The following is a 19,702-nucleotide window of genomic DNA, read 5'->3' as shown; positions in this document are numbered from 1 at the left end:
GGAGCAGATATAAAAATACAAAAAGCAGAAATTGTTTCAAATGTTGCAGACTTCAAAATCAAAGGAACAATATGGGGCATACCGTAAAGCCCAGCCTAACAAGCGTATATGGACTCTCCCCACAAGTAGTGGGCAAAGCTTTTCTTTTGCACTTGTCGTCAGCGCGGTTGCATTCGTATATCCGGCCTGTTCTGGGCTTTCCGCCCTGGCCATTCTGTAGTTCGCGCAGCGGGGGCCAAGCGTTCAATCGATCCCCGGGATCATCGTTGTTATCGGCCTTGTTCCGCTGCAGGACTCGCCTGTTTCGACAGTGCTGCTGCTCACCACAACCACAAGAAAACCATCACTCCTTACTGATTACACCCGCCGTCAGGCGGGCTTTGTGCTCTGTCAATTGCCATTGAAGCGCCGCTCGTGGCACCACACTGCCCAGCAGATCCTGACCAATTTGTTGGCCAGCGCTACAGCCGCCTTGTTATGCCCAATGCGCGCGACAGTCTCGACAGCCCAACGCTGCAATTGGGTCAGCTTCTCCGGCGTGCGCGACTGGCATCGCTGGGCCGCCAGCAAGGCCGCTCGCGAACCGTGAATCAATAACGTGCGCACATAGACGTTGCCCTGTCGGCTGATATGGCCAAGCTTGCGGCGGTCGCCGCTGCTGAATTCGCGCGGCGTCATGCCCAGCCAGGCGCTGAGCTGGCGGCCATTGGCAAAGCGCTCAGGCTTACCGACAGCCGCTGTCAGGGCACTGGCGGTTAGTAGCCCAATACCGCTGACTTCATCCAGCTTGCGCACGATGTCGTCATCGGCATGCCAGCGTTTTATCTGCTGCTCGCACTCGGCCATGCACTGTTCGTACAGGTTGATCTCGGCCAGAACGATATGCAGCAGACGGCTCAAGGGCGCAACTTCAGGTTGCTCAAGCAGCTCACCGGCTGCCTGGAGGAAGGCGACGGTCGAGGTAGGCGCTTCGATACCCGCTTCACGCAGGACGCCGCGCAGCAGGTTGATCCGCTGGGTGCGGCTCTTCTTCCAGGTTTCCCGCAGCCCGTGCAATTGCTGAAGCTGTTGCTGGTCGTGACTCTTCACTGGCACAGGATGGATGTCGGTGCAACGCTCGGCTTCCAGCATGGCATCGCAGTCATTGCGGTCGGTCTTGTTGCGACGGCGGTAGGGCCGCACGTAACGTGGATGCAGCAACTTCACCCGATGGCCGAGCGATTGCGCCAGTCGACCCCAATAGTGCGCTGTGCCACAGGCCTCCATCACCCACTCGACCGACTCGGTCTGCTCCTGTATATATCGCCGGAACGCCTCTCGGTTCAGCCGCTTGCGCTGCACCACCTGGCCGGAACGGACACTCTCGGCAACTTGGTAAACGGACTTGGCCAGATCAACTGCGATTCGCTTCATCACGACACTCCCAATTTCAGTCACCACCGTTCTCGGTATAGAACTGTGGCGCGGAGAGAGTCCATTACAGCATTCAAACCGCTCGCTGCGCTCACTGGGACGGGCTAAAGCTGGCCCCCTTAACCAAATGTTAGGCAACATCATGATCTCAATAGCCATAAAAATCACATTCAAAGTTTCAGACATTCTAAGCTGGGTTGCGTGCCTATTTTTTGGGGCGCTCGCACTCAGCTACCCATTCATTAGTTTCAAATTAACTGCAAGAGATCCAAGTTACGGGTCAACCGGCTTCATCATTACAGTAGTTGCAATATCAATTGCCATGACCGCGCTATTTTATCTAAATACAAGAAGGAAATTTTTTGCGACACTGATAATTTCAATTTACTTCCTATGCCTTGCAATCTACAAATCAACCGCAGTGCACTACTCGGTTTCGGCAGCAATAATATTTATCATTACTGCCCCGCTATTGCTCTCATACGTAGAAATGAAATTATTCAAAAACGCCTAACAAATGGTTCAAACCGCTAGCTGCACTTACTGGGACGGGCTAAAGCCGCCCCCTTAACTAAAGATCAGGAGCCCTACATTGCTTCTTCAAAATATCGAAATAGCAATCCACTATTCTGCGGGGCTGTTTTTTGTTGGGTTGGCGCTGCTTATTTTTGCATCCATAAATAGAACAGCAGGAACTTTAATAGGCATCTACGCCATTTATTCACTAACAATGCAACTCTCATTTAATAACGTTTTAGGCCTTGGATTTTTAGCACAAATATTTTTAGAGACAAACTTTGAATTAGGCAAACCATGGCCAGCAACAGGTGCAGTTATTCTTGGAATAACGGGGGGCATTTCCAAATTAAGCCTTGCTAGCGGAATTTACTTCTTAGCCATAAAATTAAAACTAAAGAATAGTGCCCCTTGACTAGTGGTTCAAACCGTTCGCTGCGCTCACTGGGACGGGCCAACGCCCGCCCCTTAACAAACGTTAGGTGCACTCATGGAAGAACCTGCGGAACCTTCGCAGACAAGATCCAGAGGCAAACTGGTCTTCTACGGCGTTGCCACCTGTGGTCTAGGTGGCATCTTATGGCTCATACACATGACCTATACAGCCATCCACATGATCATCGCTGGCAAAGGGCTAGAAACATATCGAACCTTCTGGCTAGTACAGTTTAATTGGTATGGCTTTCTTGCTTTTGTACTGGTGTGTGCCGTCGCCATTGCCATTTGCCTTTGGTTGCGGTGGCACGAAAAAATGCAATGGAAAAGCCTTCAGAAAAAATATGGCCGGCGTAAGCGTACACCTAGCTAGTGGTTAAAACCGCTCACCTCGCTCACCGGTACGTGCTAAAACCCGCCCCTTACTCAAACATTAGGTGCTTTAATTGTGCGAAAACTATTAGAGTCTGACAGCCTCATTCAGGTCAACTTGATAGCCGGCTATCTGCAAAGCAATGGCGTCACCACAAAAATATTAAATGAGCACCAGAGTTCTATTCGCTCAATTATTTCTTTCAATAAATCAATACATCCTGAACTCTGGGTACACCCTGAGCAATTTGAGATTGCTGCTAAATTAGTAGGGCGTTATCAGCACGAACAAGAATCAAATAATTCACATAGTGAAATTGAGTGGTTGTGTAAAAGATGTAAGGAAAGCAACCCTGGCAATTTCATGTCTTGCTGGAGCTGTGGAGATTCAAAATGACCCTACCCAGCTTATATAGGCCTGCCCTTGCCGCTGGAGCATTCGATTGCATGGGTCTAGCTAGTGGCTCAAACCGTTCGCAGCGCGAAATGAAATGAGCTAACCACCCTTATCCAAAGACCATGCATATTTAGTATTTCTCACTCAATTACAAACGGATCTGAAAATGAAAAAGAAAGTAGAGCGATCAAAATTACTGAGAGCCTTTAATTCGCTTTGCGCTGCCCTGCTTATAAGTTCTGCAATTTACATTATGGTTGTGGGCTTCAGCTCCGTTGCTATGGCAGCTATGGCTATTTCCGTTGCCGGAGCAGCTGCACTTTCTGTTCAGAGCAACGAGGGAATTCTGGAGATAGTTATCGGCACCTTTGAAGCCATGATCGACGGGATTTTAGCAATTATCGAAGGTATAACAAGTGCAATCGCTGGCTTGTTCAGCTAGACATGCATAACAACTTGCTGAAATCGCTCACTGGGACGGGCTAAAGCCCGCCTCTTAGCCAAACGTTAGGTGTACAAATGTCGGATCACTATGTTTGTTTAATTCCTACCACCCCGGAATTCATCCCAAGCAAGGCGTCTCAAACAGCCGCAGTTGCGCTGATTCAAAAAACATGGCGTCAAAACGTACCAGAAATCACACTCGAGACCGATGAGCACATCGCCTTCAGGGATTGCGGGGAAAATTTTGAGTCTATCCATTGCCCACATTGTAGCAATGAAGTTCAGGTCGAATATTGGCAAGACCTCATGGATCAAGATTACTCAAATGAGGATGGGTTCCGACTCAGTACAATATCAATGCCCTGTTGCGGACAAATATCAACACTAAACGATTTTCGTTATAAGTGGCCCATGGGCTTTAGTCGATTCATTATACGTTTTAGCGACCTAGGATGTGAGATATCCGACCATCTCCTCATTGAACTGGAATCAGCCATAGGCTGCAAATTGCGAGTTATTCACCAAATGTACTAAGTGTACAAACCATGATCATCCGTATACCCTCAAGGAAACGCTGGCTTGTTGTTATCACGCACAGATAGACTTTTCGTTGTCTACCTAACAAGTGATTGAACCAATCGCTGTGTTATCTGGGACTGGTCAAAGCCTGTCCCTTAACCAAACATCAGGTATCATCAGACAGACGTGAACTCCCAGCCCCCCGAAACTCCAGGCATTCTTGATACGCAGAAAATTACAACTCTTTCGCGCAAACTAGATTACCTACACTGCTGCCAGCGTATAATTTATTATACTGCTCGCCCTCCATCTGCCCATCAATTTTTTTCATAGGAAGTGAAATGGATAAGTTATTCGTAGCTGTAACAACATGCTTACTATGTTCTGTTTCTAGCTTAGTATTTTCGACAGAAAGGCAAATCGTGCGTCCTGGAATGTATGAAATCACTTCTGGCATTGCCGACAATTCAGTCAAGACCCAGACCTGTTATAGCGATACAGATGTGGAAGACCTTCCTACGCTTTTACTAAAAATGGAAGATAAATTGATGCAAAAAAACTGTGACGCTGAGATTTTATCAGAGGCTGATGGAGAGGCTGAGTGGCGTACAGAGTGCAAGACAGACTTTGTTACCCGAACTACGGTTGGTTCGATCATGTGGGACGATACTCATTTCAGCGGCAGCGCCTTTCTTACGATGGGAAGAATTGAGATGGAGTATCAATTCGATGCCCTGCGCGTAAGCGATTGCAAATAAAGGGGACGGCATGGGGGTTTAACATCAATGTCTCTTCCGGCGCTGTACGGCAGTAAACTACTGCTTATGGCCAGCCTCACAACGTGTATGGACTCTCCCCACAAGTAGTGAGCAACGCTTTTCCGTTGCACTTGTCGTCAGCGCGGTTGCATCCGTATATCCGGCCTTCCGGGGGATGCTTGGCCTGGCTATTCGGGGGCCAAGCGTTCAATCGATCATAAGGATCATCATTGTGATCGGCCTTGTTCCGCAGCAGGACTTGCCTGTTCCGACAGTGCTGCTGCTCATCACAATCACAGCCACAAGAAACCATCACGCCTTTTGATTACCCCCGACGTCAGGCGGGCTATGGTCTGCTGGCTATCAGCTGGCGGGTTTATGTAGCGCTTACGCTTCTCCGGCGTGCTGGGGAGCCATGAGTCGCCATCCTACCGGCGACCATTGCCTTCGCTTTGAGGCTATGCTCCACCCCGCCCATACCAACAAGGACGTAAACGCTGATGGACTTCATTGCGCGCAATTTCAAATGGCTGATGCTGGTATCCGGCGTTCTCACAGCCACCATGTTCTACGGCCTATTTGCACCGCAAGCAGCGCTGCAGTCGATGTTCGACGCTTCCTTCGACGGGCAGTTGCAATCTCTGGTCATTCGCAGTTGGTCGGCGCTGGTGGGGCTGATGGGCGTGCTGTTGATCTATGGTGCGCTGAGCCCGCAACACCGGGTTCTCTGCGCCGTCATTGCTGCGCTGAGCAAGGCGATATTCGTCACGCTGGTGATGATTCATGGCCAGCCGTATCTGCCCAGCGCTGCTGCGGTGATCGCGCTTGATCTCCTGGTCATCGCATCTACCCTGCTCTATCTGCTCAGCACGCGACGCCACGCTTTAGTCTGATGCGCTCTGGCAACGATGCGCGGCGTCGACGCTGCCAGTGAGTAGGGAGTAGTCTTCTTCCTGTCACAGCCGTCAGCGATGCTGCTGCGCTTCGCACAGCACCGCTTGTCTCCCGAGCCAGAGGCCTTTCTTGGAAACCACGGTCTTTCTCGCCGTCATCGCCGCCGCCGCCCTGCATGCCGGCTGGAACGCCCTGCTCAAGATCGGTCTCGACCGTTTCCTCACCGCCACGCTGATCCAGATAGGCGCAGGGCTGATGGCGCTTTGCGCCTTGCCATTTGTGGCCCTGCCGCAGGCTTCGGCCTGGCCATGGATCGCACTCTCGGCGCTGCTGCACATCGGCTACAACTTCTTTCTTGCCCGCGCCTACCAGTACGGCGACCTCGGCCAGGTCTACCCGATTGCGCGAGGCAGCTCACCACTGATGGTCGCCCTGCTTTCTCTGCTGCTCCTGCATGACGGGCTCAGCGCCCTGCAGTTGCTGGGATTGCTGGTTCTGGTGCTGGGCATCTGGCTGATGGCGCTGCGCGGCGGCCACCACAAGGCGCCACAGGGAGCGATGCTGGTCTGTGCGTTGATGACGGCACTATTCATCGCCGGTTACACCCTCAGCGATGCCATGGGCGCACGCAGCAATGGCGATACGCTGAGTTATTCGCTGTGGCTGTTCACCGTCAACGGCGTGGTGATGGCGGCGGTATTGTTCATCAGCCGTGGGCCGCGCGCCTTCCTGCAGTTGGGCCCGCACTGGCGTGGCGGGCTGGCCGGTGGAGCGATGTCGATGGCCGCCTACACCATCGTCATCTGGGCCATGACCCAGGCGCCAGTGGCATTGGTCTCGGCCCTGCGCGAGACCAGCGTGGTGTTCGCCGTGCTGCTGGGGGTGGTGTTGCTCAAGGAGACGCTGCGGCCGATTCGCCTGCTGGCGTGCGCGGTGATCGCGGCTGGTGTGGTGGTGATGAAGTTGGCGTGAGGGATTCGCGGTGCAGCAAGTGGATTGCGAAATCACAACTTGGTGGGCTGAAGCCCACCCTACTACGCTGAAGCGAATCGCCGCCCGGCCCATCCGACAGGGTCATCTGTAGTAGCGAGCTCTGCTCGCGAATCCCCAAGCACAAAAGCTTCGCGAGCAGAGCTCGCTCCTACCCGGCACCCGGGCGCAACCAGCAGGTCAGGAGAGGATCCGCACCATCGGGGCGGCCTGACTCGGCATTCTGATCGGGAACCCCAGACCCGCTTTACAGTTCTGTTGATCAACGGGTGCTGAGTCGTCGACCGTTTTTTCGTCATACGCCGCAGACATGCTGGTCGGGCTGACCGCCTGGACGCGAGAGTTTTTTGCCCGCCAGACGCGGCTTGCGGCACACTAGCGCCCTTCCCGAGCCACCGCTCGTTTTGCCATACAAGCAGAGTCCGTATGACCCGTTCCCCCTTCCGCCGCCTCGTCTTCGGATCGTTGCGCCGCTTGCTGTACCTCTGGGTACGCTCGGAAACCATCAACCAGTCCGCCTTCACCCTCAAGCTCGACCGCAGCAAGCCGGTGTTCTACGTGCTGCAGCAGCCGTCGGTGAGCGACCTGGCGGTGGTCGACCGCGAGTGCACCAAGGCCGGCCTGCCGCGCCCGGTGTTGCCGGTAGCGGTCGGGGAACACATCGAGCCCGCCGCCTTCTTCTACCTGACGCCGGAGCCGGACTGGTTCGGCCGCCAGGACAAACGCGGCATTTCGCCGACCCTGGATCGCGTGGTCACCGCCCTCAGCCAGCATGCGGTGGATGACGCGCAGATCGTGCCGGTCAGCGTGTTCTGGGGCCAGTCGCCGGATCGCGAAACCAGCCCCTGGAAACTGCTGTTCGCCGACAGCTGGGCGGTGACCGGGCGCCTGCGCCGGCTGGTCAGCATCCTGATCCTCGGGCGCAAGACCCGCGTGCAGTTCTCCACGCCGATTCACCTGCGCGAGCTGGTCGAGCAGGACAAGGGCCAGGAACGCACCCTGCGCATGGTGCACCGCATCCTGCGCGTGCACTTCCGCAACCAGAAGGCGGCGGTGATCGGCCCGGACGTGTCGCACCGGCGCAATCTGGTCAAAGGGTTGGTGCATGACCCGATGGTGCGCCAGGCCATCATTGATGAAGCCGAGCGCGAGAAGATCAGCCTGGAAAAGGCCGAAGCCCAGGCTCTGCGCTATGGCAACGAGATCGCCTCGGACTACACCTACACGGTGATCCGCTTCCTCGAACTGGTGCTGAGCTGGTTCTGGAACAAGATCTACGACGGCATCAAGGTGCACAACATCGAAGGCGTGCGTGACATCGCCCAGGGTCACGAAGTGATCTACGTGCCCTGCCACCGCAGCCATATCGACTACCTGCTGCTGTCCTACCTGCTGTTCCGCAATGGCCTGACGCCGCCGCACATCGCTGCCGGCATCAACCTCAACATGCCGGTGATCGGCGGCCTGCTGCGCCGTGGCGGCGCCTTCTTCATGCGCCGTACCTTCAAGGGCAACCCGCTGTACACCGCGGTGTTCAACGAGTACCTGCACACCCTGTTCAGCAAGGGCTTCCCGGTCGAATATTTCGTCGAGGGTGGCCGCTCGCGCACCGGGCGCATGCTGCGGCCGAAGACCGGCATGCTGGCCATCACCCTGCGCAGCTTCCTGCGTAGCAACCGCCTGCCCATCGTTTTCGTGCCGGTGTACATCGGCTACGAGCGCGTCCTGGAAGGCCGCACCTACCTGGGCGAGCTGCGTGGCGCGAGCAAGAAGAAGGAGTCGATCTTCGACCTGTTCAAGGTGCTCGGCGCACTCAAGCAGCGCTTCGGCCAGGTCTCGGTGAACTTCGGCGAGCCGATCAAGCTGGCCGAATTCCTCGACCAGCAGCAGCCCGGCTGGCGCCAGCAGGAGCTGGGCCCGCAGTACCGCCCGGCCTGGCTCAATGACACCACCAATCGCCTGGGTGAGCGCGTGGCGCGTCACCTCAACGAGGCCGCCTCGATCAACCCGGTCAATCTGGTGGCCCTGGCGCTGCTGTCCACCAGCAAGCTGGCCCTGGACGACCGTGCCCTGGCGCGCGTGCTCGACCTGTATCTGGCGCTGCTGCGCGCGGTGCCCTACTCGCCGCACACCACCCTGCCGGAAGGCGACGGCGCGGCGCTGATCGAGCACGTCAAAGGCATGGATCTGCTGGCCGAGCAAAAGGACGCACTGGGCAAGATTCTCTATCTGGACGAGCAGAACGCCGTCCTGATGACCTACTACCGCAACAACGTGCTGCACATCTTCGCCCTGCCGGCGCTGCTGGCGAGCTTCTTCCAGAGCAGCGCACGGATCAGCCGCGAGCAGATCCTGCGCTATGCCGGCGCGCTGTACCCCTATCTGCAGTCCGAGCTGTTCATCCGCTGGGAACAGAGCGAGCTGGAAGGCGTGATCGACCAGTGGCTGGCCGCCTTCGTCGAGCAGGGCCTGCTCAAGGTCGAGGGCGACGTGTACGTGCGTCCGGCGCCCAGCTCGCGCCAGTTCGTGCTGCTGACGTTGCTGTCGCGTTCGGTGGCGCAGACCCTGCAGCGCTTCTACATGGCCATCGCCCTGCTGCTCAACGCCGGGCAGAACGCGATCAGCGCCGAGGAGCTGGAAGACCTGTGCACGGTCATGGCCCAGCGCCTGTCGATCCTGCATGGCCTCAATGCGCCGGAGTTCTTCGACAAGAGCCTGTTCCGCCACTTCATCCAGAGCCTGCTGGATCAGGGCGTGCTGCGCCAGGACGAAGCCGGCAAGCTCAGCCATCACCCGCTGCTCAGCGAGCTGGCCGAAGGCGCCGCCAAGCGCGTGCTGCCAGCGGAGATTCGCCTGTCGATCCGCCAGGTGGCGCTCGATCGCAACGAGGATGAGCCGACCGCGCCGTAATCGCTGGACGTAGGGTGTCGCGGGGCCGCCCTGCGCACCGTCGAATCGCCGTAGCCACCACGGTGCGCACGGCGCACCCTACCGCCCCATGCTGCGTGTCGCGTCAGCCTCGTAAGGTGGATGTCGCTTTTTACATCCACCATGGCAGAGGGCCGATGCAATCAGGCGAACCAGTCACGGATTTGGCAGTCAGTCGATAGGCCACTGACCGGCAGGAGGCCCCGGCCATGATCGACTCCCTGATGCTGAGCGCAACACGCATTTCCACCCTGGCGGCTGGGCAGGTACTGACCAACGCCAGCGGCTTCTTCTTCAGCCGTGATCAGCGGCTGTTTCTGGTCACCAGCCGCCATGTGGTGCTCGACGAGCCCAGCGGCCATCAACCCGACGCCCTGCAGATCGAACTGCACACCGATGCCGAGAATCTGGCCAGCACCGCCGACTTCACCGTGGCTCTCTACGACGGCGACGAACGTCTGTGGCGCCAGGGCATCGATGGTGCCGGCGAGATCGACGTGGCAGTGATCGAACTGGATCGTTCGGCGCTGCCGTCAGGCAGCGTCTACCAGGCCTTCACCGAGCAGCACCTGTTACAGGCCGATGAGCATGTGGAGATCGGCTCGACCCTGCTGGTGGTGGGCTTCCCTCTGGGCTTTCAGGACACCCTGCACCGCATGCCGGTGGCGCGCCATGCCGGGCTGGCGTCGTCGTTCGGGCTGCGTTTCCAGGGGCTGGGCTATTTTCTCACCGACGGCCGCACCCATCGCGGCATCAGCGGCGCGCCGGTGGTCACACGCGCCAGCGTCGATGGTGAACTGCCCTGGCACCTGCTGGGCATCCACTCCACGCGCCTGCTGGGCGATCGCGATGAGGATCAGGACGAAGCCCTGGGCCTTAACTGCACCTGGTATGCCGATATCCTGATGACGCTGACGGAGTGAATGCCCGGCATCATCTGGAGGGATGATTGACAGCATGATCTCCAGGCTCGCAGGCAATCCAGCGCCTACAGAACAAGCCACGCCCCGTAGGGCCCGCTTGCGGGCGATAACCAGTGAGTAGCCCGGATGTAATCCGGGGAGCCACTCCATGTCCAGTCGCGGCTAAAGCCCCTCCCACAGATCCCACCGTACCTGTGGGAGGGGCTTTAGCCGCGACAGTTTTTTCTGGTGATCGAACGGCCCCGGATTGCATCCGGGCTACGAAACGTGGATGCCGGAGTCGGACAAGAACATCGCGGCTGAAGCCGCTCCTACAGGTGTTTATCCGTCGAGTAGGAGCGGCTGGGCGGCATTGCGCTTCAGCCGCAAAAGATTCAGCTCACGAATTTCAACGGCCCAATAAAAAACCCGCCATGCGCACAACGCAGGGCGGGTTCTTTCAAAGCGTGAAACGTCTTACAGAGTCACGGCAGCCGGCTCGGGCTCGGCGGCCATTTCCACGTCCGGCGCCACTTCGATGTGCGGCAGTTCGAGACGCTCGCTGCTCCACTGGCGAATGCGGTTGGTCAGCGCCAGGTCATCGTTCAGCTTCTGCCCGTAGGACGGAATGATCTCCTTCAGACGCGCCTGCCACTCGGGAGTCGCAACCTCGTCGGCGAAGGCCTTCTCGATCAGGTGCAACATGATCGGCGCGGCAGTGGACGCGCCTGGCGAGGCGCCCAGCAGTGCGCTGATGCTGCCGTCAGCAGAGGTCACCACTTCGGTGCCGAACTGCAGCACGCCGCCCTTCTCGGCATCCTTCTTGATGATCTGCACGCGCTGGCCAGCATTGATCAGCTCCCAGTCTGCGTCCTGCGCCTCCGGGAAATACTCGCGCAGCGAGGCCATGCGGTCTTCCTGGCTGAGCATCAGCTGGCCCATCAGGTAGGTGCTCAGCGACCAGTTGTCCATGCCGGCGTTGACCATCGGCATGAAGTTGTCGGTGGTCATGCTGCTGAACATGTCGAGCAGCGAGCCCTGCTTGAGGAACTTGGTGGAGAAGGTGGCGAACGGGCCGAACAACAGCACGTTCTCGCCATCGATCACACGGGTATCCAGGTGCGGTACGGACATGGGTGGCGAGCCGACCGAAGCCTTGCCATAGACCTTGGCCAGGTGCTGGGCGACCACGTCCTGGTTACGCGTCATGAGGAACTGGCCGCCGACCGGGAAACCGGCGTAGCCCTTGGCTTCTTCGATACCGGATTTCTGCAGCAGCTTGAGTGCGCCACCACCAGCGCCGATGAAGACGAAGCGGGCGTTGATGCTCTGCTCGGCGCCGCCCTTGGCCAGGTCAGCGACGATCACGCGCCACGTGCCGTCATCGTTGCGCTGCAGATCACGAACTTCGTGCTCAAGATGCAGGCTGGCCTGCTGCTTGCCGATCAGCGAGTCGATCAGCTGACGGGTGATCTCGCCGAAGTTGACGTCGGTACCGATGGCCATGCGCGTGGCGGCGACCTTCTGCTGCGAATCGCGACCTTGCATGACCAGCGGCACCCACTGGGCGATCTGCCCGTGGTCCTCGGTGAACTCCATGCCGCGGAACAGGTTGCTGTGTTGCAGTGCGGCGTGGCGCTTGCGCAGGTACTCGACGTTGTCGTCGCCCCAGACGAAGCTCATGTGCGGGGTGATGTTGATGAAGCTCTTGGGCTTGCTCAGCACCTCACGCTCGACCTGGGTGGCCCAGAACTGCTTGGAGATCTCGAACGACTCGTTGATGGCGATGGCCTTGCTGATGTCGATGCCACCGTCGGCGGTTTCCGGGGTGTAGTTCAGCTCGCAGAACGCCGAGTGGCCGGTGCCGGCATTGTTCCAGCCGTTGGAGCTTTCGGCGGCTACCTTGTCGAGGCGCTCGTAGATTTCGATGCTCCAGTCCGGCTGCAGCTCGTGGAGGTAGGTGCCGAGGGTGGCGCTCATCACGCCAGCGCCGATCAGCAGCACGTCGACGGTTTTCTCGGGCTCGCGGGGCTTGGAGCAACCGATCACGCTGAAACAAAGCAGCGTCAGCAGGATTTTCTTCATGGGACAGTCCAGTTCGTCGCACGACGACAACAGCCGTGCAGGCAAGGTTTCGGGCAGCGGCCGTTTGGGCCGCACATGGGCGATAGCCGCAGATCTGCGGCGCGGCGGGAGGAAGGGTATTTCCAGGCCTCTTGGCGGGCGTATTCCAGTCGCGTCGCCGGGAGGAGCAATATGCGTGCCGCTGAAAGGATTCAGCAGCCCAAATGCGGCTTTCTGCCACACATCAGGCTCGAGACTGGCGGGAACTCGCCAGATCCACGGGAGGAGCCCCTTGGAAATGGCGGAATCCCGCCCGAATCAGGCCAGCAGCAGCGGTAACAGCAAGGCAGTGCCGATGCCCAGCAGGCTCATCGCCAGGGCGGCGAAGGCGCCGCACTCCTCGCCTTCCTGCAGGGCGTGAGCTGTACCGATGGCATGGGCATTGATGCCGTAGCTCAGACCACGAGCAGCCGGGTGATCCACGCCCGCCCAACGCAGCAGCAGCGGTCCCATGGCTGTGCCAATCACCCCGGTGAGCATCACCATCACCGCGGCCAGCGAAGCGACGCCGCCAATCTGCTCGGCCACCGGCATGGCAATCGGCATGGTCACGAATTTCGGCGCCAGGCTCATCACCACGCTCCAGTCGGCGCCCAGCGCCCAGCCGATGGCCAGGGTCAGCGCCACCGACAGCACGCCGCCGGCCGTGAGGGTGATCATCACCGGCCAGAACAACTGACGGATGCGCTTGATGTTGTGCTGCAGCGGCACCGCCAAGGCCACGGTGGCCGGCCCCAGCAGCCAGGCAACGGGCTCGGCGCCGGCGCGGTAGGTGGCGTAGTCGACCCCACACAGCAGCAAGGTGGCGACGATCAGCGTCACCGAAACCAGCACCGGCTGCAGCACCAGCCAGCCGCTGCGGCGATAGAGCCAGGCGGCGATGAGAAAAGCGGCCAGGGTCAGGGCGATGGCGAACAGCGGATGATGAGTCAGCTGCGTCATCCCTTGCGCTCCTGACGGCGGATCAACGTCTGCAGCAGCCAGCCGCAGAACGGCACGGTGACCAGCAACGACAGCACCAGCGCCGTGGCGATCACCGGCAGTTCGCCGAGCAGCAGGTCGCTGCTGGTCATGATCCCCGACGCCGGCACGGCCAGCAGCAACGGCAGATACGGCAGCAAACCACCGGCGGCCTGTTGCAGCGGCTCGGGCACGGCGCCGCGCCACATCAGCCAGACCGAGAGCAGCAGCAGGCCGATGATGGACGCCGGCAGCATCGGCAACAGCCAGTGATTGAGGGCCACGCCGAACAACTGCAGCACTACCAGCCAGAACAGGCCACGCACCATCATGATCTCGATTCCTCCTTATGGCGTCCCCGACGAAACAGCGGACGCGGCTCGATAACCGAGCGACCATACAACACACTGAGCCCTTGCAGGCCCTTGAGTGCATCCTCCAGCGATTTGTCGGCGCGTACCGCGAAGGCATCGAAGCCGCATTGACGCATATGCGCCAGTTGATCACGTAGCACATCGCCCACCGCGCGCAGTTCGCCGCGCCAGCCCATGCGGGTGCGCAGCAGGTAGGCCTGACTGTAGCCACGACCATCGCGAAAGCTGGGGAAGTCGATGGCGATCAGCGGCAGGCTGGCAAGAAATGGCTGCAGCGCTTCCGGCTCGTCGTCCACCTGCAGCAGCAGGCCATCGGTACTCATCGCCCTGCCCTGCAGCACCTCGGCCGGCTGCCGTTCGCGCCAGGCCGCCAGCGGCAGAATCAGCGGCGCGTCACCCTCAGCCTCGTGCAGTTGCCAGGGATCGTCGCTGACGATGCAGGCCTGGCCCTCGACCAGGCGAATCAGGTTGTTCATACCACCTCCTCGCGGCTGTACACGCACGCCTTGAAGGGTTCCAGACCGATGCGCTGGAAGGTGTCGAGAAAGCCTTCGTTGACCTCTCGGTAATCGACATAGGTGCGCACGATACGCTCGATCACCTCGGGTACCTGCTCGGCGGCGAACGACGGGCCGATCACCTTGCCCAGCGCCGCCTGCCGCCCCTGGCTGCCGCCGAGGGTCAGCTGGTACCACTCGCTGCCGTTCTTGTCGACGCCAAGGATGCCGATGTTGCCGATATGGTGGTGGCCGCAGGCGTTCATGCAGCCGGAGATGTTCAGGCTCAGCTCGCCCAGATCATGCAGGTAGTCGAGGTCATCGAAGCGTTGCTGGATGGCCTGGGCGATGGGGATCGACTTGGCGTTGGCCAGCGAGCAGAAGTCACCACCGGGGCAGGCGATGATGTCGGTGAGCAGGCCGGCATTGGCCGTGCCCAGCCCGGCCGCCTGGGCCTCCCGCCATAGCGCGTAGAGATCGGCCTTGCGCACATCGGGGAGTACCAGGTTCTGCTCGTGGGCAACGCGAATCTCGCCGAAGCCGTAGCGCTCGCTCCAGTCGGCCAGCGCCTCCATCTGCTCGGCGCTGACGTCGCCGGGCGGCGCGCTGATGCCGGGTTTGGTCGACAGCACCACGCTGAGGTAGCCGGGCACCTGATGCGCCATGACATTGCGCGACACCCAGCGGGCGAAGGCCTCGTCACGTGCCAGGTGGCTGCCGAAGTCGAGGTCGAGGGCGTCCTGGGGCACGTAGGCCGGCTTGTGGAAGGAGGCAGCGACGCGCCGGTATTCATCCTCGGTGAGGCGCGCCGGGCCGTCCTTGATCGGCTGCCACTCGCGCTCCACTTCGGCGGCGAAGGCCTCGATGCCCAGCGCCTTGACCAGGATCTTGATACGCGCCTTGTACTTGTTGTCGCGCCGGCCGTGGCGGTTGTACACGCGCAGGATGGCCTCGACGTAGGACAGGCAGTCCTGCCAGTGCAGCCCCTCGCGCAGGGGCTGGGCGATGATCGGTGTGCGCCCCAGGCCACCGCCGACCAGCACGCGCAGGCGCAGCTCGTTGGCCGCGTCGCGATACAGCTGCAGGCCGATGTCATGCACTTGGATCGCCGCGCGATCCTGTTCGGCGGCGCACAGGGCGATCTTGAACTTGCGCGGCAGAAAGAGGAATTCCGGGTTTACCGTCGACCACTGGCGGAGGATCTCGGCCAGCGGCCGTGGGTCGAGGTACTCGTCGGCGGCGACGCCGGCAAAGGCCTCGGTGGTGATGTTGCGCACGCAGTTGCCGGAGGTCTGGATGGCGTGCATGTCGTGCTCGGCCAGCCAGTCGAGGATGTCCGGCACGCGCTCCAGTTCGACCCAGTTGAACTGGATGTTCTGCCGCGTGGTGAAGTGGCCATAACCGCGGTCGTACTCGCGGGCGATGTGCGCCAGGGCGCGCATCTGCTTGGCCGACAGGGTGCCGTAGGGGATCGCCACCCGCAGCATGTAGGCGTGCTTCTGCAGGTACAGGCCGTTCTGCAGACGCAGCGGCAGGAACTCCTCCTCGCTCAGCTCGTCGGCCAGGCGCCGCTGTACCTGGTCGCGGAACTGGGCGACGCGCTCGCGCACCAGCGCACGGTCATAATCGTCGTATTGGTACATGCCGGCAGGCCTCCTGATCACGGGGCGTCGACTATGCCTGCCAGGCGTGCACCGAAAACAGCGCCAGAAAAGCCTTAAAAAACCGGATCAGATAGAGGCGACAGTGGCCGACGCAGGGCACTGACTGGCGCGGCGCGATGTCGCAGGGCGACGCCTGCACGGCTCTGGTTGAAAGCTCATGAGGTCAGACGCTGCGTGACCTGCAGAGGTATCAGGTGCTTTTTTACAGTCCTAGGGGCGCATCTGATCCGCTTTTTTATCGAAAACCTGAGTCTGTTTCGCGATCAGTTGCCCTCGGATCATGGCGCCAGCCTGATAAACGCCTGATGAGGGCAACCATATGACCGATCTGATCCCCGTGCGGGCCGTCGAGACCATCGACCCTGCCAAACCCATTCGCCTGACACCGGCCCAGGCCGGCGGCCCGATTCACACCCGCAGCTTCACCGGACGCTTTCGCAACCTGCGCCTGCTCGGCGCCGGCCTCCTGTTCCTGCTGTTCTTCGGCACCGCCTGGATCGATTGGAACGGCCGCCAGGCCGTACTCTGGGATCTGGATAACCGCCAGTTCCACATCTTCGGCGCGACCTTCTGGCCACAGGATTTCATCCTGCTCTCGGCCATCCTGATCATCGCCGCCTTCGGCCTGTTCTTCATCACCGTGCTGGCCGGTCGCGTCTGGTGCGGCTATGCCTGTCCGCAGAGCGTGTGGACCTGGGTCTTCATGCGCGTCGAGCAGATCACCGAGGGCGACCGTGGCCAGCGCATCAAGCTCGATGCCGCACCCTGGTCGCTGCAGAAGTTTCTGCGCCGTAGCGCCAAACATGGACTTTGGCTGGCGGTGAGCCTGATCACGGCGATGGCCTTCATCGGCTACTTCACGCCGGTACGTCAGTTGACCACTGACCTGCTGACCCTGGAGATGGGCGCGACCACCGCGTTCTGGGTGCTGTCGTTTACCACCGCCACCTACATCAACGCCGGCTGGTTGCGTGAAAAGGTGTGCCGCGACATGTGTCCCTACTCACGCTTTCAGAGCGTGATGTTCGACAGCGATACGCTGGTCATCTCCTACGACGCCGCCCGTGGCGAAACCCGCGGCCCGCGCCGCAAGGACGCCGACTACAAGGCCGAAGGCCTGGGCGACTGCATCGACTGCACGATGTGCGTACAGGTCTGCCCCACCGGCATCGACATCCGCGATGGCCTGCAACTGGAATGCATCGGCTGCGGCGCCTGCATCGACGCTTGCGACAGCGTGATGGACAAGCTCGGCTATGCCCGCGGCCTGGTGCGCTACGGCTCCGAGAACGAGCTGGCCGGCGGCAAGACCCACTGGCTGCGCCCGCGCCTGATCGGCTACGCGGCGATGCTGGCGCTGATGATCGGTGCCTTCGTCTGGGCCCTGGCCGAGCGCCCGCTGATCTCCCTGGACGTGACCCGCGACCGTGGCCTGTTCCGCGAGAACGCCCTGGGCCAGATCGAGAACATCTACAGCCTGAAGATCATCAACAAGACCCAGCAGCCACGCAGCTACGCCATCACGCTGGTCGAGCCCGGTGACTTCGAACTGCACGGCCCGAGCACGCTGAATCTGGCTCCGGGCGAGATTCGTGATCTGCCGGTCAGCGTCGCGCTGACGGCCACGAGCAACGGCGCTGGGCCGCAAACCGTGCGCTTCGAGGTACGTGACCAGGCCGATTCGCAGAGCCATGTGAGCACCAAGAGCACCTTTCTCGCACCGCTGCGCTAGCGCTTCGCCCCGAGGCGGGGCTCCTACAGATATCCGTGTAGGAGCCCCGCCCCGCGGCGAATGGGCATGTAGCGTAGCCCGAACCTGTGGGAGCGGCTTCAGCCGCGAAACCGCTGCGCCGCATTCATCGCGGATGAATCCGCTCCTACATCCGAAGCCTGCCCACTATTAACGAGGCACTGCCATGTCTGCCGCTCACCCCGTAAAGTGTTCGCCCGTACCCTTTGCGGCGGTGAACCAGGACAGGATGAAACGCTACGAAAAATTTGCCGACGAGATCGCCGAGCTGATCCGCACCGGCGTGCTCGGCCCCGGTGAAAAAGTGCCCTCGGTGCGCCATGCCAGTCGCACCTACGGCGTCAGCCCGTCCACCGTGTTCCAGGCCTATTACCTGCTGGAAGATCGCGGGCTGATCCAGGCGCGGGCACGTTCCGGCTACTTCGTGCGTGAGCACGCCAAGCGTCCGCTGCACGAGCCGGAGCTGACTGCCCAGGCGGCACAGACCACCGAGGTGGACGTCAGCGAGCTGGTGTTCTCCGTGCTCGCCTCGCTGAAGGACCCGCACACCGTAGCCTTCGGCTCGGCCTTTCCTAGCCCCGACCTGTTTCCCCTGCCGCGCCTGGCCAAGAGCATGGCGCATGCCCTTCGCAGGTTATCGCCGCACGAGATCATCGCCGACATGACCGCCGGCAACGCCGACCTGCGCCGGCAGATCGCCCTGCGCTACATGGTCAGCGGCGTGATGCTGCCGATGGAGGAGCTGGTGATCAGCAACGGCGCCATGGAGGCGCTCAACCTCTGCCTGCAGTGCGTGACCCAGCCGGGCGACCTGGTGGCCATCGAATCGCCGACCTTCTACGCCTGCCTGCAGGTGCTGGAGCGCCTGCAGCTCAAGGCGGTGGAAATCCCCGTGCATCCGCGCGAGGGCATCGATCTGGGCGCTCTTGCCGACAGCCTGAAACAACTGCCAATCAAGGCCTGCTGGTTCATGAGCAGCCTGCAGAACCCGCTCGGCGCGAGCATGAGCGAGACCAAGAAACAGGCGCTGTACGAGCTGCTGGTCGAGCATCAGGTGCCGCTGATCGAGGACGACGTGTACGCCGAGCTGTACTTCGGCAGCCACCCGCCCAAGCCGGTGAAGAGCTTCGACCGCGAGGGGCTGGTGATGCATTGCAGCTCCTTCTCCAAGAGCCTGGCGCCGGGTTATCGCATCGGCTGGGTGGCCGGCGGGCGCTATGCCGAGCAGATCGCCCGGCTCAAGCTGATGACCACCATCTCGCCGTCGGTGCCGGCCCAGGCGGCGCTGGCCGACTATCTACAGCACGGCGGCTACGACCGCCACCTGCGCAAGCTGCGCCACGCCCTGGAAATGCAGCAGAGCGCGATGCTCGCCTCGGCCGCCCGGCACTTTCCCGCCAGCACGCGAGTGACGCGGCCAGCGGGCGGCTACTTCCTCTGGTTCGAATTTCCCGAGCGCCTGGATTCGCTGCAACTGCTGCGCCTGGCCTTGGCCCAGGGCATAAGCCTGGCGCCGGGGCCGATCTTCTCCGCCAGCCAGGGCTTTCGTCACTGCGCGCGGCTGAACTACGGCCACCCGTGGAACCCGCGCAGTGAACAGGCCATGGAGGTGCTCGGGCGCCTGGTGGCGGGTTTGCTCTGACGCCTGGTGCGCATGGCGCACCCTACAAGCTGTTGTAGCCCGGATGAAATCCGGGGCGGATGCAGGAATCGCCCCGGATTGCATCCGGGCTACGGTCCTGGTGCGCACGGCGCACCCTACGGA

At 60.5% G+C, this 19,702-nt stretch carries 16 protein-coding genes; 10 read left to right on the top strand and 6 right to left on the bottom strand.

Features of this window, described 5'->3' with window-relative positions:
- Positions 1-390: 390 nt before the first annotated feature.
- Positions 391-1,413 (bottom strand): IS110 family RNA-guided transposase, encoded by a 1,023-nt coding sequence (locus BLR77_RS22320; protein WP_083366114.1) that lies wholly within the window; start codon positions 1,411-1,413, stop codon positions 391-393.
- A 592-nt stretch (positions 1,414-2,005) separates the two neighbouring features.
- Here BLR77_RS22320 and BLR77_RS25305 point away from each other — a divergent pair.
- The 8 genes from BLR77_RS25305 (at position 2,006) to BLR77_RS22285 (ending at position 10,589) form a co-directional block, all read left to right on the top strand.
- Positions 2,006-2,344 carry a hypothetical protein gene (locus BLR77_RS25305; RefSeq protein WP_139203073.1) on the top strand — a complete coding sequence of 113 codons (339 nt, stop codon included), beginning with the start codon at positions 2,006-2,008 and terminating at the stop codon, positions 2,342-2,344.
- A gap of 468 nt (positions 2,345-2,812) precedes the next feature.
- Positions 2,813-3,133 carry a putative signal transducing protein gene (locus BLR77_RS22315; protein WP_074682003.1) on the top strand — a complete coding sequence of 107 codons (321 nt, stop codon included), beginning with the start codon at positions 2,813-2,815 and terminating at the stop codon, positions 3,131-3,133.
- Positions 3,134-3,299: 166 nt separating this feature from the next.
- On the top strand, positions 3,300-3,575 hold the full coding sequence (locus tag BLR77_RS22310) for a hypothetical protein (protein WP_074682001.1): 276 nt from the start codon (positions 3,300-3,302) through the stop codon (positions 3,573-3,575).
- Positions 3,576-4,437: 862 nt separating this feature from the next.
- The gene (locus BLR77_RS25300) at positions 4,438-4,854 is read left to right on the top strand and encodes a DUF3617 domain-containing protein (RefSeq protein WP_139203072.1); all 417 of its coding nucleotides are present in this window, start codon (positions 4,438-4,440) and stop codon (positions 4,852-4,854) included.
- Positions 4,855-5,354: 500 nt separating this feature from the next.
- Positions 5,355-5,747 carry a hypothetical protein gene (locus tag BLR77_RS22300; protein WP_074681997.1) on the top strand — a complete coding sequence of 131 codons (393 nt, stop codon included), beginning with the start codon at positions 5,355-5,357 and terminating at the stop codon, positions 5,745-5,747.
- Between the two features lie 130 nt (positions 5,748-5,877).
- Positions 5,878-6,720 carry an EamA family transporter gene (locus BLR77_RS22295; protein ID WP_074681995.1) on the top strand — a complete coding sequence of 281 codons (843 nt, stop codon included), beginning with the start codon at positions 5,878-5,880 and terminating at the stop codon, positions 6,718-6,720.
- 444 nt (positions 6,721-7,164) lie between these two features.
- The gene (plsB, locus tag BLR77_RS22290; protein ID WP_074681993.1) at positions 7,165-9,648 is read left to right on the top strand and encodes a glycerol-3-phosphate 1-O-acyltransferase PlsB; all 2,484 of its coding nucleotides are present in this window, start codon (positions 7,165-7,167) and stop codon (positions 9,646-9,648) included.
- Positions 9,649-9,875: 227 nt separating this feature from the next.
- A complete protein-coding gene (locus BLR77_RS22285) occupies positions 9,876-10,589 on the top strand; it encodes a S1 family peptidase (protein ID WP_074681991.1) in 714 nt (237 codons plus the stop codon).
- A gap of 456 nt (positions 10,590-11,045) precedes the next feature.
- On the opposite strand, the gene BLR77_RS22280 is transcribed toward BLR77_RS22285, so the two are convergent.
- The 5 genes from BLR77_RS22280 to BLR77_RS22260 all read right to left on the bottom strand — a co-directional run bounded on the left by BLR77_RS22280 (position 11,046) and on the right by BLR77_RS22260 (position 16,166).
- Entirely contained in the window at positions 11,046-12,653 is a 1,608-nt protein-coding gene (locus tag BLR77_RS22280; RefSeq protein WP_074681989.1) for a malate:quinone oxidoreductase, read from the bottom strand.
- Positions 12,654-12,950: 297 nt separating this feature from the next.
- Complete coding sequence (locus BLR77_RS22275; protein ID WP_074681987.1) at positions 12,951-13,634, bottom strand: LrgB family protein; 684 nt, start codon at positions 13,632-13,634, stop codon at positions 12,951-12,953.
- Entirely contained in the window at positions 13,631-13,984 is a 354-nt protein-coding gene (locus BLR77_RS22270; RefSeq protein WP_024308941.1) for a CidA/LrgA family protein, read from the bottom strand. The genes BLR77_RS22275 and BLR77_RS22270 overlap by 4 nt, the downstream gene beginning before the upstream one ends.
- On the bottom strand, positions 13,981-14,502 hold the full coding sequence (locus BLR77_RS22265; RefSeq protein WP_074681985.1) for a DUF934 domain-containing protein: 522 nt from the start codon (positions 14,500-14,502) through the stop codon (positions 13,981-13,983). Before BLR77_RS22265 ends, BLR77_RS22270 begins: the two co-directional genes overlap by 4 nt.
- On the bottom strand, positions 14,499-16,166 hold the full coding sequence (locus BLR77_RS22260; RefSeq protein ID WP_074681983.1) for a nitrite/sulfite reductase: 1,668 nt from the start codon (positions 16,164-16,166) through the stop codon (positions 14,499-14,501). Before BLR77_RS22260 ends, BLR77_RS22265 begins: the two co-directional genes overlap by 4 nt.
- A 340-nt stretch (positions 16,167-16,506) precedes the next feature.
- Here BLR77_RS22260 and ccoG point away from each other — a divergent pair, with 340 nt between their 5' ends.
- On the top strand, positions 16,507-17,919 hold the full coding sequence (gene ccoG, locus BLR77_RS22255; RefSeq protein ID WP_074681981.1) for a cytochrome c oxidase accessory protein CcoG: 1,413 nt from the start codon (positions 16,507-16,509) through the stop codon (positions 17,917-17,919).
- Between the two features lie 247 nt (positions 17,920-18,166).
- A complete protein-coding gene (mapR, locus tag BLR77_RS22250) occupies positions 18,167-19,579 on the top strand; it encodes a GntR family transcriptional regulator MpaR (RefSeq protein ID WP_074681979.1) in 1,413 nt (470 codons plus the stop codon).
- Positions 19,580-19,702: the final 123 nt, after the last annotated feature.

The sequence above is a fragment of the Ectopseudomonas alcaliphila genome, assembly GCF_900101755.1.
GTDB classification, from domain to species: Bacteria; Pseudomonadota; Gammaproteobacteria; order Pseudomonadales; family Pseudomonadaceae; genus Aquipseudomonas; species Aquipseudomonas alcaliphila.
The sequence above is the reverse complement of the archived record's forward strand: the minus strand, read 5'-3'. Positions and strand labels throughout refer to the sequence as shown.

What these genes read in the sequence shown, in the direction of transcription:
- BLR77_RS22320 (WP_083366114.1), bottom strand. Translation starts at nt 1,413, where the DNA reads ATGAAGCGAATCGCAGTTGATCTGGCCAAGTCCGTTTACCAAGTTGCC.
- BLR77_RS22310 (WP_074682001.1), top strand. Translation starts at nt 3,300, where the DNA reads ATGAAAAAGAAAGTAGAGCGATCAAAATTACTGAGAGCCTTTAATTCG.
- BLR77_RS25300 (WP_139203072.1), top strand. Translation starts at nt 4,438, where the DNA reads ATGGATAAGTTATTCGTAGCTGTAACAACATGCTTACTATGTTCTGTT.
- BLR77_RS22300 (WP_074681997.1), top strand. Translation starts at nt 5,355, where the DNA reads ATGGACTTCATTGCGCGCAATTTCAAATGGCTGATGCTGGTATCCGGC.
- plsB (WP_074681993.1), top strand. Translation starts at nt 7,165, where the DNA reads ATGACCCGTTCCCCCTTCCGCCGCCTCGTCTTCGGATCGTTGCGCCGC.
- BLR77_RS22285 (WP_074681991.1), top strand. Translation starts at nt 9,876, where the DNA reads ATGATCGACTCCCTGATGCTGAGCGCAACACGCATTTCCACCCTGGCG.
- BLR77_RS22280 (WP_074681989.1), bottom strand. Translation starts at nt 12,653, where the DNA reads ATGAAGAAAATCCTGCTGACGCTGCTTTGTTTCAGCGTGATCGGTTGC.
- BLR77_RS22275 (WP_074681987.1), bottom strand. Translation starts at nt 13,634, where the DNA reads ATGACGCAGCTGACTCATCATCCGCTGTTCGCCATCGCCCTGACCCTG.
- BLR77_RS22270 (WP_024308941.1), bottom strand. Translation starts at nt 13,984, where the DNA reads ATGATGGTGCGTGGCCTGTTCTGGCTGGTAGTGCTGCAGTTGTTCGGC.
- BLR77_RS22265 (WP_074681985.1), bottom strand. Translation starts at nt 14,502, where the DNA reads ATGAACAACCTGATTCGCCTGGTCGAGGGCCAGGCCTGCATCGTCAGC.
- BLR77_RS22260 (WP_074681983.1), bottom strand. Translation starts at nt 16,166, where the DNA reads ATGTACCAATACGACGATTATGACCGTGCGCTGGTGCGCGAGCGCGTC.
- ccoG (WP_074681981.1), top strand. Translation starts at nt 16,507, where the DNA reads ATGACCGATCTGATCCCCGTGCGGGCCGTCGAGACCATCGACCCTGCC.
- mapR (WP_074681979.1), top strand. Translation starts at nt 18,167, where the DNA reads ATGAAACGCTACGAAAAATTTGCCGACGAGATCGCCGAGCTGATCCGC.